The following is a 14,468-nucleotide window of genomic DNA, read 5'->3' as shown; positions in this document are numbered from 1 at the left end:
CAGTATAGTCGCGACGGGTTGGGCCCGGATATTTCGTCGAATGCCCGGCGCGCCGGGGGCGCTGTGTCACAACTGAATCGGCGCTCCGGCGACCAGCGGTGCGACGAATCCGCCGTCCACGTGGATGTCCTGACCGTTGATCCACCGGGCCTGCGAGGAGCCCAGGAATGCGATGACCGGGACGATGTCGTCCACCCGTGCGTGCCTGCCGATGGTGGCCTTCACCGTGTCGAGGACCTCCTTGCCCATGGATTCCTCGAAATCGGCGAGGATCGGGGTCTCGGTGGGGCCGGGGCTCACGGTGTTCACCCGGACTCCGTACTTCTGCCACGCGGTGGGGGCCAGGCGCTTGGCCACGATGATCGCGGCCTGCTTGGAGGTGCTGTACACCGGGTAGGCGGGATCCTGGTCTTCCTGCCAGCGTTTCACGGCCTCGGCGTCGGTCGCTGCCAGCAGTCCCGTCAATGCCGCAATGCGTTCCTGCCAGCCGAGTGCGGCCACCGACGCGACGGTGACGATCGCGCCGCCCTCGCGCAGGCGCGGCACCATGCCCTCGGCCATCAGTCGCATGCCCAGGTAGTTCACCATCAGCACGTCCGCGGCCGGTGCGGTGCCCGGCACGCCCGCGACGTAGGCCAGCAGATCCCAGCCGGACCCGATCCGCTCCAGCAGGGCCGCGATCGCCGAGGCATCGCGCAGATCGCACTGCTCGTGCCGCGCGGCCGGAGTCTGGTTGGGGCGCAGGTCCACTGCCAGGACATGATCGCCGTTGCGGTGGAAGTGCGCGGCGGTCGCGGCGCCGATCCCCGAGCCGGCGCCCACGACGACGACCTTGCGTTGCTCAGAGTCCATGGATATCACCATTCCCGTGCGCGAAGGGTTATAGAATGCTTGACAGTAAGGGTCACTATAAATCACTCTAGTGGCCGTCACAACGGACCGGTGCGCATGCGTTTCGGCCCGGTGAGCACCGAGACGTACGCAACGAAAGAGTCAGCTCATGAGCATGCCGATCGTCGATGGCACCGCGAAGATCCTGGCCGATCCGCACTCCTACACCGAGGAGGCGAGACTGCATGCCACGCTGGCGAAAGTGCGTGCGAGCGAGCCTGTTTCGCTGGTGGACGTGCCTGGCTACCAGCCGTTCTGGGCCATCACCAAACATGCGGACATCCTGGCGGTCGAACGGGCGAACCGGCTGTTCACCAACTGGCCCCGGCCGGTCCTGATGAGCGCCGCCTCCGATGAGATGCAGTCCGCGGCGGGGATTCGCACGCTGATCCACATGGACGATCCGCAGCACCGGGTGGTGCGCTCGATCGCGGCGGACTGGTTCAGCCCGAAGGCGATGAAAGCGATGGGCGAGCGGATCGAGCAGCTCGCCAAGCAGTACGTCGATCGGATGCGCGAGGCGAGCGGGGAATGCGATTTCGTGCAGGAGGTCGCGGTCAACTTCCCGCTGTACGTGATCATGTCGCTGCTGGGCGTGCCCGAGTCGGACTTTCCGCGCATGCTGAAACTCACGCAGGAGCTGGTCGGCAGCGACGACGACGAGCTCAAACGCAGTGCGCCCGCGGACGAGACGATGAACGCGCTACTGGAGATGTTCCAGTACTTCCAGCACCTGACCGCCTCGTGGCGGGAGCACCCCACCGGCGACCTGGGCTCGACCATCGCCAACGCCCGCATCGACGGCGAGCCGCTGTCCGATGTGGACACCATGTCGTACTACGCGATCATCGCCACCGCCGGGCACGACACCACCAGCAGCAGTATCGCCGGTGGGCTGCGCGCGCTCGTCGAACATCCCGAGCAACGCGAAAACCTGCGCGCGAACCTGGATCTGATGCCGCTGGCGACCGAGGAGATCATCCGGTGGGTGACCCCGGTCAAGGCGTTCATGCGCACCGCCGCGCAGGACACCACGCTCAACGGCGTGCCGATCGCGGCAGGAGAGTCGCTGCTGCTGTCCTACGTATCGGGCAATCGCGACGAGGACGCGTTCACCGATCCGTTCCGCTTCGACATCGAGCGTGAACCCAACAAGCACGTGGCGTTCGGCTTCGGGGTGCATTTCTGTCTCGGGGCGGGCCTGGCCCGCATGGAGATCGGCAAGTTCCTCGCCGAACTGCTGCCGCGGCTGACCTCCATCGAACTCAACGGTGTGCCCGCGCTCAGTGCCACCACCTTCGTGGGCGGACTCAAACATCTGCCGATCCGCTACACGCTGGCCTGAGCGCGAGCGAAACCTGTTGCCGGCGAGCCGAACTGCAGAAGGACGACACCATGACCAATGCCCGGACCTGGGACGAGACGCTCACCGACCTCGATCGGCGCCGAGTGCGGGTGCAGGCGATGGGAGGTCCCGAACGGGTCGCGAAACATCGCGGCAAGGGCAAACTGGATGCCCGTTCCCGGATCGAGCATCTGCTGGATCCGGGAACGTTCCAGGAATTCGGCACCCTGGTCGGCGGTGAGGTCGCCGCCGACGCGATCGTGGCCGGTTCCGGATTGATCCACGGCGCGCCGGTAATGGTGGGCGCGGAGGATTTCACCACACTGGCCGGAAGTATCGCGCCGGGCAGCAATTCCAAGCGCTACCGCCTCGCCGAGCTCGCGGTGCGCAACCGGGTGCCGCTGGTGATGTTGCTGGAGGGCGCGGGATTCCGGCCCACCGGTGACCATTACGGGCGCACCCCGACCGATCTGCTGGCCCAGGCGCGGTGCTCGGGTCGCGTGCCGATGGTGACCGGGGTGCTGGGGGCCTCGGCCGGACACGGCGCGCTGGTCGCCCCGGTGGCGGATTTCGCGATCATGAGCCGCCAGGGCGCGATCTTCACCGCCGGGCCGCCGGTGGTGAAAGTCTCGACGGGAGAGGATGTTTCGAAGGAGGATCTGGGCGGTCCGGACGTCGCGGTGCCCAGCGGGCTGATCCACAATCTCGGTGAGACCGACGAGGCGGTGCTCGAGGAGATCCGCCGCTATCTGTCCTACTTCCCGCCGAGTGCGTGGTCCTATCCGCCCTCGGCCCCGCCGTCCGAGGCGACCGGTCCCCGCGCCACCCCGGAACTGCTCGGACTCATCTCCCGCGACAATCGGCGCACCTACGATATGCGCACCGTGCTCGACGTGGTATTCGACGACACCGACTGGTTCGAGGTGCAGCCCGATTTCGGCGAGGCGATCATCTGCGCGCTGGCGCATCTGGGTGGTCATCCGGTCGCGGTGGTGGCCAATCAGCCGCAGGTGCTCGCCGGATCGATCGACGCCGACGCCGCGGACAAGGCCGCGCATTTCATCACCGTCGCCGACTCGTTCCATCTGCCGATCGTGTTCCTGGCCGACAATCCGGGCATGCTGCCGGGCAGTGAATCCGAGCAGGCGGGCGTATTGCGCAGCGGGGCACGGATGTTCGTCGCGCAGACCACGGCGACCACGATGAAGCTGCACGTAACCCTGCGCAAGGCATACGGATTCGGCTCGATGGTGATGTCGCTGATCAGCTTCGACAACCAGGTCGGCACCTTCGCCTATCCGGGCGCGACGATGGGCGCGATGAGCGCCGCCGCGCTGAGCAACGCCTCGAATGCCGAACAGGATCTCGCGGCCTCGCTGCGCGAGATGGAGTTGCAGGCTTCCTACCACTCGGCACAGCACATGGGATTCGACGAACTCATCAATCCCGGGGAGACCCGCAACGCCCTGCTTTTGTCGCTGCAGCGGGGTTTGTACGCGCGGCAGGCCGCCGCGGAGCCGGTGGTGCGCGCGGCCATCATGCCGTGACCCCCGCGGAACCCGTGTACAAGACGCTACTGATAGGTATACAGTAGTGATATCTGTTCGACGTGCGACAGCGGGTGTCCCGGTGTGCAGCGGCCGAATTCGGCGCCGCGCGGGCCGGGACTCGCGTGCCCGCGCGGAGTCCGGGCCGTGCCCTCGAAAGGCCCGCTACGACCATCCGGTGAGATGAAAGGACTGCGATGACCGCGCTCGACTACAAGGCGATCGACGTCGACAATCACTACTACGAGCCGCTGGACGCGTTCACCCGGCACCTGGACCGCAAGTTCCGCCGCCGCGGCGTGCAGATCGTCCAGGACGGCAAGTACCACACCGCGGTCATCGGCGACCGGGTCAATCGCTTCATCCCGAACCCGACCTTCGACCCGATCATCGTGCCCGGCTGCCTGGATCTGATCTTCCGCGGCCAGGTTCCCGAGGGCGTGGACCCGGCCACCCTGATGAGGGTCGAGAGCCTGGAACTGCGGCCCGAATACCGCGACCGGGACGCGCGCGCCGCCGTGATCGACCAGCAGGGCATCGAGACCGTCTTCATGTTCCCCACGTTCGGGTGCGGCGTGGAGGAGGCCCTCAAGGGTGATATCGAGGCCACGATGGCCTCGCTGCACGCGTTCAACCTGTGGCTCGACGAGGACTGGGGTTTCGACCGGCCGGACCGCAGAGTCGTTGCCGCGCCGATGATCTCGCTCGCCGACCCGGCCGCGGCCGTCGCCGAGGTCGAGTTCGTTCTCGCGCGCGGTGCGCGCATGGTGCACATCCGTCCCGCGCCGGTGCCCGGCCTCGGCAAGCCGCGCTCACTGGGTGACCCGGCGAACGATCCGGTGTGGGCGCGCCTGGCCGAGGCGAACGTGCCGGTCGCATTCCACCTGGGGGACAGCGGATATCTGAAGATCGCCGCGATGTGGGGCGGCAAGGACACCTTCGAGCCGTTCGGCGGCCCCGGCGACGCACTGGACAAGATCCTCGTCGACGATCGCGCCATCCACGACACCATGGCCTCGCTGGTCATCCACGGCGTGTTCGATCGTCACCCGGCACTGCGGGTGGCCAGCATCGAGAACGGCTCGGATTTCGTGGCCCGGCTGTGCAAGCGAATGAAGAAGCTGGCCAACCAATCTCCGCGATCGTTCCCGAATGATCCGGTCGAGACCCTGCGCGAGCACGTGTGGGTGGCGCCCTACTACGAGGACGACCTGCCGCGGCTGGCCGAGACGATCGGCGTCGAGCGCATCCTGTTCGGCTCGGACTGGCCACACGGCGAGGGCCTCGAACAACCGCTGGACTTCACCGGCGAGCTGACCGGCTTCGACGCGGCGGACGTCCGAAAGATCATGCGGGACAACGCCTTGGAGTTCCTCGGCGTGCCGGTCGCGGCGGCAGCGCGGTAGCGCGAGTGGGTAAGGTGATCGACTGCCTGGTCAACGTGCACTTCGGCGAACGAGAACAGCCGACGTACATGCTGAAGGTTCGAGACGACTATTTCAAAGGTCCGGCCTCGCTCTACTCGCAGGTGGAACTCGGCGAGTTGACCGACGAAATGGACGAGCACGGCGTCGAGAAAGCCGTGCTGATGTACTCGATGGCCAAGCCGTCCAAGACCGCTGTCGAATTCGCCGAGAAATGTCCGGACCGCTTCTCGCTCGCGATCAACGGGGTGGACCTGTTGCATCCGGTGTCGTCGCTGCGCGAACTCGAAGCTCTGGTCGCGAGCCTGCCGGTGGTGTACACGACCGCCGGACCGAGCTTCTGGGGTGATGGGCAGTATCCGCCGACGGACGCGGTGTACTACCCGCTGTATTACAAGTGCGCCGAATTGGGTCTGCCCCTGTGCATGAACACCGGCTTGCCCGGTCCGCCGATCCCGGGCGAAGTGCAGAATCCCATCTATCTGGACAGAGTGTGCTATCGGTTTCCCGAACTGCGCCTGTGCATGATTCACGGCGCGGACCCGTGGTGGGACACCGCGATCCGGTTGCTCATGAAATACGAGAATCTTCGTCTGATGACCTCGGCCTGGTCGCCGAAGCGGCTGCCGGACAGCCTGATTCACTTCATGCGGACCCGGGGCAGGAACAAGATAATCTTCGGCTCGGACTGGCCGGTGTTGCGCATGTCCCGGGTGGTGCCCGAGGCGCTCGCGCTGGATCTGCCGCACGACGTGCTGGAGAACTACCTCTACAACAACGCAGACGAGTTCTTTTTCGCAGACCGGAGCGCCCGGGATCGGGCGCGCCGGAGCCAGGAGTCTTAACGGTTCTCCCGCGTGAAGGCGGGAGATTCCCAGCTCGGACCGCAGCCGAACCATCCACCCGCAGGAGGTGACCCGATTGTCTGACATCGTCAACACTGACGTGGCCCCGTTCTGCCACGGCCCGAACCACTCTGGCGGAATTTCGATCACGTCCATCTGCGAATCCGCAGTCCAGGCGCCGGAAGTCCCGCTCGTGCAGTCCGAGTCGCCTGGTTCTCGCGAAACACCGGCTGCACGTCATTGTCGTGTACGCGGGCCGGACCATCACCACCCTCCGGCCCGCCCGCCTGGCACGCTCGATCAGTTCCCGTTCTGGCGCACCGATCGCGGCGTCAGCGGCTTTGCGCGCCATCGTGGACTTCGCCAGGAACTTCGGCCGGAAATCCTCGACAGCGATCAGATCGTGGTGGTCGACAACATGTTTGGCCCACACCCGCGAGTCGTGCACGGTCTGCCGGGCGGCTTTCCTGGCCAGCCGGGCAGCCTGCCGCCTGACATCGACGTAGCCACGAGAGGGCGGACAGCCCTCGCGGTGACGTCGGGCCATTCGGCGTTGCGCCTTCGCCAATTCGGCGGCGCAGCGCCTGCGGTGACCCCGGCGCGTGTACTCCAGCGACGGCAGAGACCGCTTGCGGGACTTCACCTTCGGACGACCACGCCCCTTCACCGCGAAGGACTGCTCCAGCGACCGCGCATAATCACGCAACATCTGCTGCTGCGCGACCTGCGAACCCTCCCGCAGCCACAGCATCGACGCTCACGTCCGGGTGAGCAGCTTCGAGAGCCGCGCGAACGTCGGCTTGCGCCCGGATTTCTGCTGGTGGACAGCGTCGTTCCAGAGCCATCGGCAGCGGCCCCATTCGGCGAGGAGCGCTTTCTCAGCGGTGCGTCCGGGCCGAAGCCGGTACGTGTACCGCACCACCTCATCCATTCGAACATACTATCGAAAGCAGTTGCCATGCGGCACAAGCGACATATCCGCCTTTTCCTCGCCGCCGTGAACCACGGAGTATCCAAGGCAGATCCCCGATGACGAAGGATCGTTACGAACTGCGCAGGCAGGATTACAGCCTGTCCGCGGACCAGACCGAGTTGCGGGCGGTCTACGCGAAATTCTTCCGGACGCGCAGCACCATCGACATCGTCCGGGCCGCCGAACCGACCGGATTCGACAAAAATCTGTGGGAACAGCTGTGCGGCACCGGCGCCACCTCGATGGCCCTGCCGGAATCGGTGGGCGGCGACGGCGCGACACTGGTCGATCTGACCCTGGTCGCGGAGGAACTCGGCCGCACCATCGCACCCGTTCCGTGGATCGATCATGTCTGCGCGGCACGCTTGCTGGCTCGCCTGGGAGCGTTGGGATCTGACGACGCCGACATCGTCGCGGGCAAGACCGTGGTGGGGCTGGATGCTCGTCTCGACGCCGTCACCGGGCCGCGGCTGATTCCCTCCGGTGCGGTGGCCGATCACATTCTGGTCCGCGACGGCAGCGATATCGTCCGGTTGAGTTTCGACACCCGCCCGGCCAGGACCGACAACATCGGGCGGCTGCCCATGACATGGATCGATCCCGAGGCGGCCGACCACCGGACCGTCGTCGCGTCCGGTGCGCAGGCGCTGGCCGAATACGATGTGGCACTGGATGAATGGCGGCTGCTCACCGCGGCGGCGCTGGTGGGCCTGGTGGAGGAGACCCTGACCGTGGCCGCGGAATTCGCCAGGAACCGCTACACCATGGGCGTGCCCATCTCCACACTCCAGGGGATCTCCCATCCGCTGGCCAATATCGCGATCGTGGTGCAGTCCGGCCGCAATCTGGCCCGCCGCGCGGCCTGGTTCCTGGACAACGAACCCGATGTCCAGCCCGGCCTCGCGCCGGCGGCGTTCGTGTACCTGGCCGAGGAGGCGGCGAAGGCCGCGACCACCGCCGTCCATGTGCAGGGCGGCCTGGGCGTCAGCGCGGAATCGGTCTCGTCCGCGTATCTGCTGCGGGCCCGGGGCTGGCCGCTGGCCGGGGGCGATCCGGGAGCCAGCGCGGCGCGGGTCGCCGAATGCTTTGCCGCGGTTCAGGTTTAGAACGGAGACAGCGATGGATTTCTCGCGAGTGCAACTGTCGGGCGAGGAGCAAGCCTTCCACGATCGGGTGCGAAAGTTCCTCGACACCCACGTCACCGACGACGTCCGGCGGCGCGATCGGGAAACCGGTGACAACTTCGACGAGGGCGTGCACCTGGCCATGGGCGCCGATGGCTGGCTGTCCGCGGAGCTGAACACCGGCGGCGAGGGTGGGATGACCCGGGTGCAGCGCAGGCTGTGGGATCTGGAGCGGCGTCGCGTGCACGTGCCGTGGGTCACCTGGGGCACCACGGCGATCGTGGCGGCCTCGGTCGAACACTTCGGCTCGCTCGAGCTGCGGAACGAAGTGCTGCCGCGTGTGGCATCCGGACAGGTCCGGTTGTGCCTGGGCTACACCGAGCCCGACGGCGGCTCGGATGTGGCGACCTGCAAGACCAAGGCCGTGCGCGACGGTGAGCAGTGGATCATCAACGGCTCCAAGATGTTCACCACCGGAGCGCACAACTGCCAGTATGTCTTCCTGATCACCAACACCGATACCGAGGCGCGAAAACACAAGAGCCTCACCATGTTCCTTGTTCCCCTGGACACGCCGGGAATCGAGATCCAGGGCATCCGGACCGTGGACGGCGACCGGACGAACATCGTCTACTACACCGACGTCCGCGTGGACGACAAGTACCGGCTCGGCGAGGTCAACGACGGATGGCGAGTCCTGTTGCAGCCCTTGGCCGTCGAGCACGGTGTGGTCGACGCGGACGCGGACGCGGACGGCCTGCAGGACGTGTCGATCATGGTGCACCAGGGCACCATGATGGCGACCTCGGTGGACCGGATCGCCGGTATCGCGGGCAGGCAAGGTCCCGACGGGCGCCGTCTGATCGATGACGGGGCGGTCGCGTACCGGCTGGGCCGCAGCATCGCGCGGATGGAAGCGGCGCTGTCCGCGCCCAGCATGTTCGGCCGGGTCGCGGTCGCCCAGACGATGCGCGACATCTCCCCGGATCTGATGGACCTGCTCGGCGCGGCCTCCGCACTGCCGATCGATGCCGAAGGAGCCGCGGACCAGGGCGGCGCGGAGTACGTCTACCGCTGGGCGCCGCTGTGCGGAATCTACGGCGGCACCCTCGAAGTGTTCCGCAACATGATCGCCGAGCACGTCCTGGGCCTGGGACGGGCGAACTATTCCGCGCCGGTCGCGGCGAAACGATGAAAGGTCGAGTATGAGTACCGATCTCGTCCTCTACGAGGCCGCCGACGGCATCGCGACGATCTCGCTCAACCGCCCCGAGGTGCACAACGCGCAGAACATGGCGCTGCTCGACGAACTCGACGCCGCATGGACCCGGGCCGCGGACGACCCGCAGGTGCGGGTGATCGTGTTGCGCGCCAACGGCAAACACTTCTCCGCCGGTCACGACGTCGCTCGCAGCACCTGGGACGACAACCGGGACAAGTGGCTGGTGTCCGACATCTACGAGGTCGAATCCCGCCGCTACGTCGGCTATTCGCTCAAGTGGCGCAACATCCCCAAGCCGTCCATCGCCGCGGTGCAGGGGGTCTGCATCGCCGGCGGGCTGCTGCTGGCCTGGCCATGTGATCTGATCGTGGCCGCCGACAACGCCCGGTTCTCCGATCCCGTCGTGGCGATGGGCATCGGCGGCGTCGAATACCACGCGCACACCTGGGAGATGGGGGCCCGGCTGGCCAAGGAGATCCTGTTCACCGGCCGGCCCGTCAACGCCGAGGAAGCGTTGCGGATCGGCATGGTCAACAAGGTGGTCGCGCGCGACGAACTCGACCCCGCAACAAGGGAACTGGCGGCGCAGATCGCGACGAAGCATCCCTTCGCCCTGCGCGCGGCCAAGCGCGCGGTCAACCAGACCCTCGACATCCAGGGATTCACCGCCGCCGTGCAAGCGGTCTTCGACATCCATCAGCTGGGCCACGCCCATGCGATCTCGGAGACCGGACAGCCGGTGCTGATGGCCCTGGACGGTCTGAAAAACCAAGCCGCACAGATGAAGCGGTAATCCGCACCGGGCCACGAGGAGGACATGTGCCCGAGGATCCGACGCGTCCGCTACCGTCCGTGACACCGGAGACCGAGTTCTACTGGAACTCCGGTGCGGACGGACGACTGCGGATTCAGCAGTGCGCCGCGTGTTCGGCGCTGATCCATCCACCGCAGCCGGTGTGCCGGTACTGCCACGGCTCGGACATGGGTGTGCGAGCGGTCTCCGGATTCGGGACGCTCATCGGTTTCACGGTCAATCACCGGTTCGCCCCGCCCGGCCTGCCGCCGCCCTACGTGGTGGCACAGGTTGCGCTCGAGGAGGATTCGCGGGTCCGGCTGACGACCAACGTCGTGGAATGCGAGCCCGAGCAGCTCGAACTCGGCATCCGGATGGAAGTGGTGTTCGAGCGCGCCGGTGCGGTCTGGTTACCGATGTTCCGCCCGGCGCCACCGCCGAACCCTCCGAATCCGTTGCCCGCCGACGACATTCGTCCCGATGCGATACCTGCGCTGGTCCGTCCGATGGCCTCGGCCGAGAAGTTCGAGGACAAAGTGGCTCTCACGGGAATCGGCATGTCGTGCTTGGGGCGTCGGCTGATGGCCGATCCGCTGTCGCTGACCGTGCAGGCGTGCCGGACAGCCGTCGAGGACGCCGGGCTGAGCCTGGCCGATATCGACGGTCTGTCCACCTACCCCGGCTCCGGTGCCCTCGGCCCGTTCACCGAAGGCGGTGTCACCGCGGTGGAATCGGCGCTGGGCATTCGACCGACCTGGTACAACGGCGGCGGCGAGACCTTCGGGCCGGGCGGTTCGGTGATCGCGGCGATGCTGGCGGTGGCGGCGGGCTTCGCCAGGCATGTGCTGTCCTTCCGGACGGTGTGGGAATCCACCTACGCGGAATTGGTTCGGGCCGGGCGGATTTCGCCATCAGCGGGCATCACCGACAGCTGGCTCGCGCCCTTCGGCGCCGTCTCGGCGGCACACATCCTGGCCCAGACAGCGCAACGGCACTTCCACACCTACGGCACCGATCGCGAAACCCTGGGCTGGATCGCGCTGAATCAGCGAGCCAACGCCGCACACAACCCCACGGCGATCTACCGCGACCCGCTGAGCATGGACGACTACCTGTCGGCCCGGCCGATCACCACACCGTTCGGCCTGTACGACTGCGATGTGCCGTGCGACGGCTCGGTCGCGGTGATCGTCTCCGCGCGCGAGACCGCGGGTGATCTGGCCCGGCCGCCGGTGCTGGTCGAGGCGGTGGGCACGCAGATCCTCGAACGCCTGGAATGGGACCAGAGCACACTGACGCACGAGCCCCAGGTGCTCGGCCAAGCCGCACATCTGTGGACCCGCACGACCTTGCGGCCCGGCGATGTCGACGTCGCCGAACTCTACGACGGATTCACCTTCAACTGCCTGTCGTGGATCGAAGCGCTCGGATTCTGCGGAATCGGCGAGGCCAAGGACTTCCTCGACCAGGGCAGAAACATTGCACGAGAAGGGATCCTGCCGTTGAACACTCACGGCGGCCAGCTGTCCCACGGCCGGACCCACGGTATGGGCCTGGTGCACGAAGCGGTGACCCAACTGCGCGGCGACGGCGGGGCGCGCCAAATTCCCGATGCCCGGGTCGCGGTCGTCACCAGCGGTGGACTGACGCCCAGTGGCGTCCTGTTGCTGAGGACGGATCGATGACCGCGCAGATGGTGACGGAGGGAGTCGAGCGAGACGTCGTGATTCCCCGGGTGGTCGAAGTCGACGGGATACCGATGTCGGCGTTGTGCGTCGAGGCCGATCAGCCCCGCGCGGTTGTGCTCGCACTGCACGGCGGCGCAACCACCGCACGGTATTTCGACTGCCCGGGTCATCCCGCACTGTCGCTGCTGCGCACCGCCGCGGCACTCGGTTTCACCGTGCTCGCGCTCGACCGGCCCGGATACGGCGCCTCGGCGCCGTACGCACGCACCTTCGACGAACCGGCCCGGCGGGTGGATGCCTGCTACGGGCTCGCCGAGACCCTGCTGGATTCGCGTCCGCGGGGTGCGGGAGTGTTCCTGTCGGCCCACTCGGCCGGCTGCGACCTGGCGTTGCGGATGGCCGCGGACCAGCGCGGGCAGACGCTGCTGGGCGTGGAACTCGCGGGCACCGGGTTGCGCAAGCACACCGAGGCGCGCGCACGGATCGACGAGATGACGCGCACGCGCCGGGGCGCGGCGCTGATCGGTGAAATGCTGTGGTACCCGGCCGATCTGTTTCCGCCGGAACTTCTGGGCGGCAAGCTGATCGGCTGCTCGAGCCCACCCTACGAGGGGACGGTGCTGCGGGACTGGCCCGAGGATCTGCGTCAACTCGCCCGCCACGTGCGGATTCCCGTCCGGTGCACGCACGCGGAATACGAGAGATTCTGGCGAACCGATCCCGCCGCCCTCGCCGAGATCCAAGCGCTGTTCGCGGGCGCTCCCCGGTTCCTGCACCCCCTTCAGCCCGACAGCGGCCACACCCTCAGCGTCGGATACGCCGCGCGCGCGTATCACCTCGGGCTGCTGTCGTTCGTGGAGCAGTGCGTGCTGCGATCGGCACGGTGATCCGCGAGATCGCCACTGCGGCACCGGAAAGCGGAACCCGCACCGGCCGCGATCGACCGGAACCGGGGGTCGCGCCGACCTGCTGGATGTACTACTGTAAATAAAACAGTACGACTGAAGTGTCCTCTGGAGGTGTCACGTGAAGGTTCCCTTCACCTGGAAGGTCACCGGGTGGTTCATGGTGGGGTGGTCCGCGGAGTTCCCGACCGGAGAGGTCCGGCCGCTGCGGTACTTCGGCGAGGATCTCGTGGCCTACCGTGACGAATCCGGTGGGCTGCATATTCTCACCGGTCACTGTCGGCACCTCGGCGCGCACATCGGCCACGGCGGCAAGGTGGTCGGTGACTGCGTCGAGTGCCCGTTCCACGGCTGGCGATGGGGCCCGGACGGCCGCAATCGAAAGATTCCGGGGGAGGACCGGGTCAACCGCGGTCTGCGGCTGCGCGTCTACCCGGTCGATGAACAGAACGGTTGTGTGTTCATGTGGCATCAGCCCCACGGCAAGGAGCCGCAATGGCAGATGCCCGACATCTTCGAACTGTTCCCCGATGTCGGGATCGACCCGTCGGGCTACTACCGGCCGTATCCGGAGTTCTCCCGCAAGAGCGAGCGGGCGCCGGTACATCCGCAGGTGGTTCTGGAAAACGGCCCGGACAGTCTGCATTTCGAATACGTGCACGGCGCCACGGTCACTCCGCAGATGCTGGACTGGCGCGAAGAGGATCACACCTGGTCCTTCCTGACCGGGTGGCCGGACGCGCGCAGTGCCGACCCGGACAAGATGGCGCTGCGGATCCATGCGCAGATGTTCGGACTGGGCGGGTCGATCAGCGCCTTCGAGGGTTCCTCGAAACACCGGCTCATCTTCGCGACGACGCCCGTCGATGACGAATGCTCGGACCTGTTCTACTCCATCTGGTGGCCACGAAATCCCGGCGACGAGTCCGATGTGCCGCCGCCGGAGGTTCGCGAGCGGGTGGAGAAGCAGTTCCTGATCACCGTCTGGGAAGACCTCAGCATCTGGCGGTATCAGAAGTACGTCGAGCATCCGCCGCTGTCGCCCAAGGATGTGAAGCCTTATCTGTCGCTGCGGAAATGGGCCACACAGTTCTACGACGTGCCCCCGCAGGACGCCGCGAGCACCTCGGCGTGAGCGCATCGAGCGGCGGCCGGGATTCGCGCGCCGCGACGCGCCCGGCCCGCCCGGCGTTACCGGCGCAGCTGGTTGCGCCGGACCGCACGGCCGTGGTCGTTCAGGAGTGCCAGGGTGCGGTGGTGGGCCCGGATGCCGGGCTCGCGGCATTGGCGCACGAGGCCCGGCGCGAGGCGCTGCCCAATATCGGCAGGCTGCTGCCCGCAGCGCGCGCGGCCGGAGTCCGGATCGTGCACTGCGTGGTGACGCGGCGCGCAGATGGCCAGGGCGCCAACCACAATGCGAAACTGTTCGACATCGGGCGGTGCGGAGTCGATGTGACGCCCGGAAGTCCGGGAGCCGCGATCTTGCCGGAACTCGGCCCCGAACCGATCGACCTCGTCCTGACCCGCGGACACGGCCTGGGCCCCATGGGTGGCACCGATCTGGACGCAGTGTTCCACGACAGCCGAGCTGATCGACGCCTGGACGCAGCAGTCCCGCTAGGCGAGTTCTTCGACGAGAGTGCGCCGCAACACTTTTCCGGGCGCAGTAGTCGGCAGTCGTCTCGCGAAGCCATGCGATCCACATGGGTTG

The 14,468-nt window shown here is 67.0% G+C and carries 12 protein-coding genes and 2 pseudogenes; 11 read left to right on the top strand and 3 right to left on the bottom strand.

What is annotated here, in order from left to right:
- Positions 1-66 precede the first annotated feature (66 nt).
- Positions 67-852 (bottom strand): coniferyl-alcohol dehydrogenase, encoded by a 786-nt coding sequence (locus ON40_RS13620; RefSeq protein WP_040822599.1) that lies wholly within the window; start codon positions 850-852, stop codon positions 67-69.
- Between the two features lie 148 nt (positions 853-1,000).
- Here ON40_RS13620 and ON40_RS13615 point away from each other — a divergent pair, with 148 nt between their 5' ends.
- From ON40_RS13615 to ON40_RS13600, 4 genes are all read left to right on the top strand, one after another.
- Positions 1,001-2,236: a cytochrome P450 gene (locus ON40_RS13615; RefSeq protein ID WP_040822266.1), complete on the top strand. Its 1,236-nt coding sequence runs from the start codon at positions 1,001-1,003 to the stop codon at positions 2,234-2,236.
- Positions 2,237-2,286: 50 nt separating this feature from the next.
- Entirely contained in the window at positions 2,287-3,783 is a 1,497-nt protein-coding gene (locus ON40_RS13610) for an acyl-CoA carboxylase subunit beta (RefSeq protein WP_040822263.1), read from the top strand.
- A gap of 197 nt (positions 3,784-3,980) precedes the next feature.
- The gene (locus ON40_RS13605) at positions 3,981-5,189 is read left to right on the top strand and encodes an amidohydrolase family protein (protein ID WP_040822262.1); all 1,209 of its coding nucleotides are present in this window, start codon (positions 3,981-3,983) and stop codon (positions 5,187-5,189) included.
- A 68-nt stretch (positions 5,190-5,257) separates the two neighbouring features.
- Positions 5,258-6,052 (top strand): amidohydrolase family protein, encoded by a 795-nt coding sequence (locus ON40_RS13600; RefSeq protein WP_083895626.1) that lies wholly within the window; start codon positions 5,258-5,260, stop codon positions 6,050-6,052.
- A 139-nt stretch (positions 6,053-6,191) separates the two neighbouring features.
- Here ON40_RS13600 and ON40_RS55475 read toward each other — a convergent pair.
- Positions 6,192-6,404, bottom strand: a pseudogene (locus tag ON40_RS55475) (zinc ribbon domain-containing protein); the annotation flags it as partial.
- Between the two features lie 405 nt (positions 6,405-6,809).
- Complete coding sequence (locus tag ON40_RS54545) at positions 6,810-6,983, bottom strand: helix-turn-helix domain-containing protein (RefSeq protein ID WP_245567787.1); 174 nt, start codon at positions 6,981-6,983, stop codon at positions 6,810-6,812.
- A 98-nt stretch (positions 6,984-7,081) separates the two neighbouring features.
- Between ON40_RS54545 and ON40_RS13590 the strand changes: the two genes are divergently transcribed.
- The 7 genes and pseudogenes from ON40_RS13590 to ON40_RS54540 form a co-directional block, all read left to right on the top strand.
- Positions 7,082-8,131: an acyl-CoA dehydrogenase family protein gene (locus ON40_RS13590; protein ID WP_040822260.1), complete on the top strand. Its 1,050-nt coding sequence runs from the start codon at positions 7,082-7,084 to the stop codon at positions 8,129-8,131.
- A 13-nt stretch (positions 8,132-8,144) separates the two neighbouring features.
- Complete coding sequence (locus ON40_RS13585; protein ID WP_040822259.1) at positions 8,145-9,344, top strand: acyl-CoA dehydrogenase family protein; 1,200 nt, start codon at positions 8,145-8,147, stop codon at positions 9,342-9,344.
- Positions 9,345-9,354: 10 nt separating this feature from the next.
- Positions 9,355-10,164 (top strand): enoyl-CoA hydratase, encoded by an 810-nt coding sequence (locus tag ON40_RS13580; RefSeq protein ID WP_040822257.1) that lies wholly within the window; start codon positions 9,355-9,357, stop codon positions 10,162-10,164.
- A 26-nt stretch (positions 10,165-10,190) separates the two neighbouring features.
- Positions 10,191-11,849 (top strand): thiolase C-terminal domain-containing protein, encoded by a 1,659-nt coding sequence (locus tag ON40_RS13575; RefSeq protein WP_040822256.1) that lies wholly within the window; start codon positions 10,191-10,193, stop codon positions 11,847-11,849.
- On the top strand, positions 11,846-12,739 hold the full coding sequence (locus tag ON40_RS13570) for an alpha/beta fold hydrolase (protein WP_040822255.1): 894 nt from the start codon (positions 11,846-11,848) through the stop codon (positions 12,737-12,739). Before ON40_RS13575 ends, ON40_RS13570 begins: the two co-directional genes overlap by 4 nt.
- Before the next feature lie 139 nt (positions 12,740-12,878).
- Complete coding sequence (locus ON40_RS13565) at positions 12,879-13,892, top strand: aromatic ring-hydroxylating oxygenase subunit alpha (protein WP_040822253.1); 1,014 nt, start codon at positions 12,879-12,881, stop codon at positions 13,890-13,892.
- Between the two features lie 68 nt (positions 13,893-13,960).
- Positions 13,961-14,338 (top strand): annotated as a pseudogene (locus ON40_RS54540) (isochorismatase family protein); the annotation flags it as partial.
- Between the last annotated feature and the right edge of the window lie 130 nt (positions 14,339-14,468).

The sequence above is a fragment of the Nocardia jiangxiensis NBRC 101359 genome, from assembly GCF_000308615.1.
In the GTDB taxonomy this organism is placed as follows: Bacteria; Actinomycetota; Actinomycetes; order Mycobacteriales; family Mycobacteriaceae; genus Nocardia; species Nocardia jiangxiensis.
The sequence above is the reverse complement of the archived record's forward strand: the minus strand, read 5'-3'. Positions and strand labels throughout refer to the sequence as shown.

What these genes read in the sequence shown, in the direction of transcription:
- ON40_RS13620 (WP_040822599.1), bottom strand. Translation starts at nt 852, where the DNA reads ATGGACTCTGAGCAACGCAAGGTCGTCGTCGTGGGCGCCGGCTCGGGG.
- ON40_RS13615 (WP_040822266.1), top strand. Translation starts at nt 1,001, where the DNA reads ATGAGCATGCCGATCGTCGATGGCACCGCGAAGATCCTGGCCGATCCG.
- ON40_RS13610 (WP_040822263.1), top strand. Translation starts at nt 2,287, where the DNA reads ATGACCAATGCCCGGACCTGGGACGAGACGCTCACCGACCTCGATCGG.
- ON40_RS13605 (WP_040822262.1), top strand. Translation starts at nt 3,981, where the DNA reads ATGACCGCGCTCGACTACAAGGCGATCGACGTCGACAATCACTACTAC.
- ON40_RS13600 (WP_083895626.1), top strand. Translation starts at nt 5,258, where the DNA reads ATGCTGAAGGTTCGAGACGACTATTTCAAAGGTCCGGCCTCGCTCTAC.
- ON40_RS54545 (WP_245567787.1), bottom strand. Translation starts at nt 6,983, where the DNA reads ATGGATGAGGTGGTGCGGTACACGTACCGGCTTCGGCCCGGACGCACC.
- ON40_RS13590 (WP_040822260.1), top strand. Translation starts at nt 7,082, where the DNA reads ATGACGAAGGATCGTTACGAACTGCGCAGGCAGGATTACAGCCTGTCC.
- ON40_RS13585 (WP_040822259.1), top strand. Translation starts at nt 8,145, where the DNA reads ATGGATTTCTCGCGAGTGCAACTGTCGGGCGAGGAGCAAGCCTTCCAC.
- ON40_RS13580 (WP_040822257.1), top strand. Translation starts at nt 9,355, where the DNA reads ATGAGTACCGATCTCGTCCTCTACGAGGCCGCCGACGGCATCGCGACG.
- ON40_RS13570 (WP_040822255.1), top strand. Translation starts at nt 11,846, where the DNA reads ATGACCGCGCAGATGGTGACGGAGGGAGTCGAGCGAGACGTCGTGATT.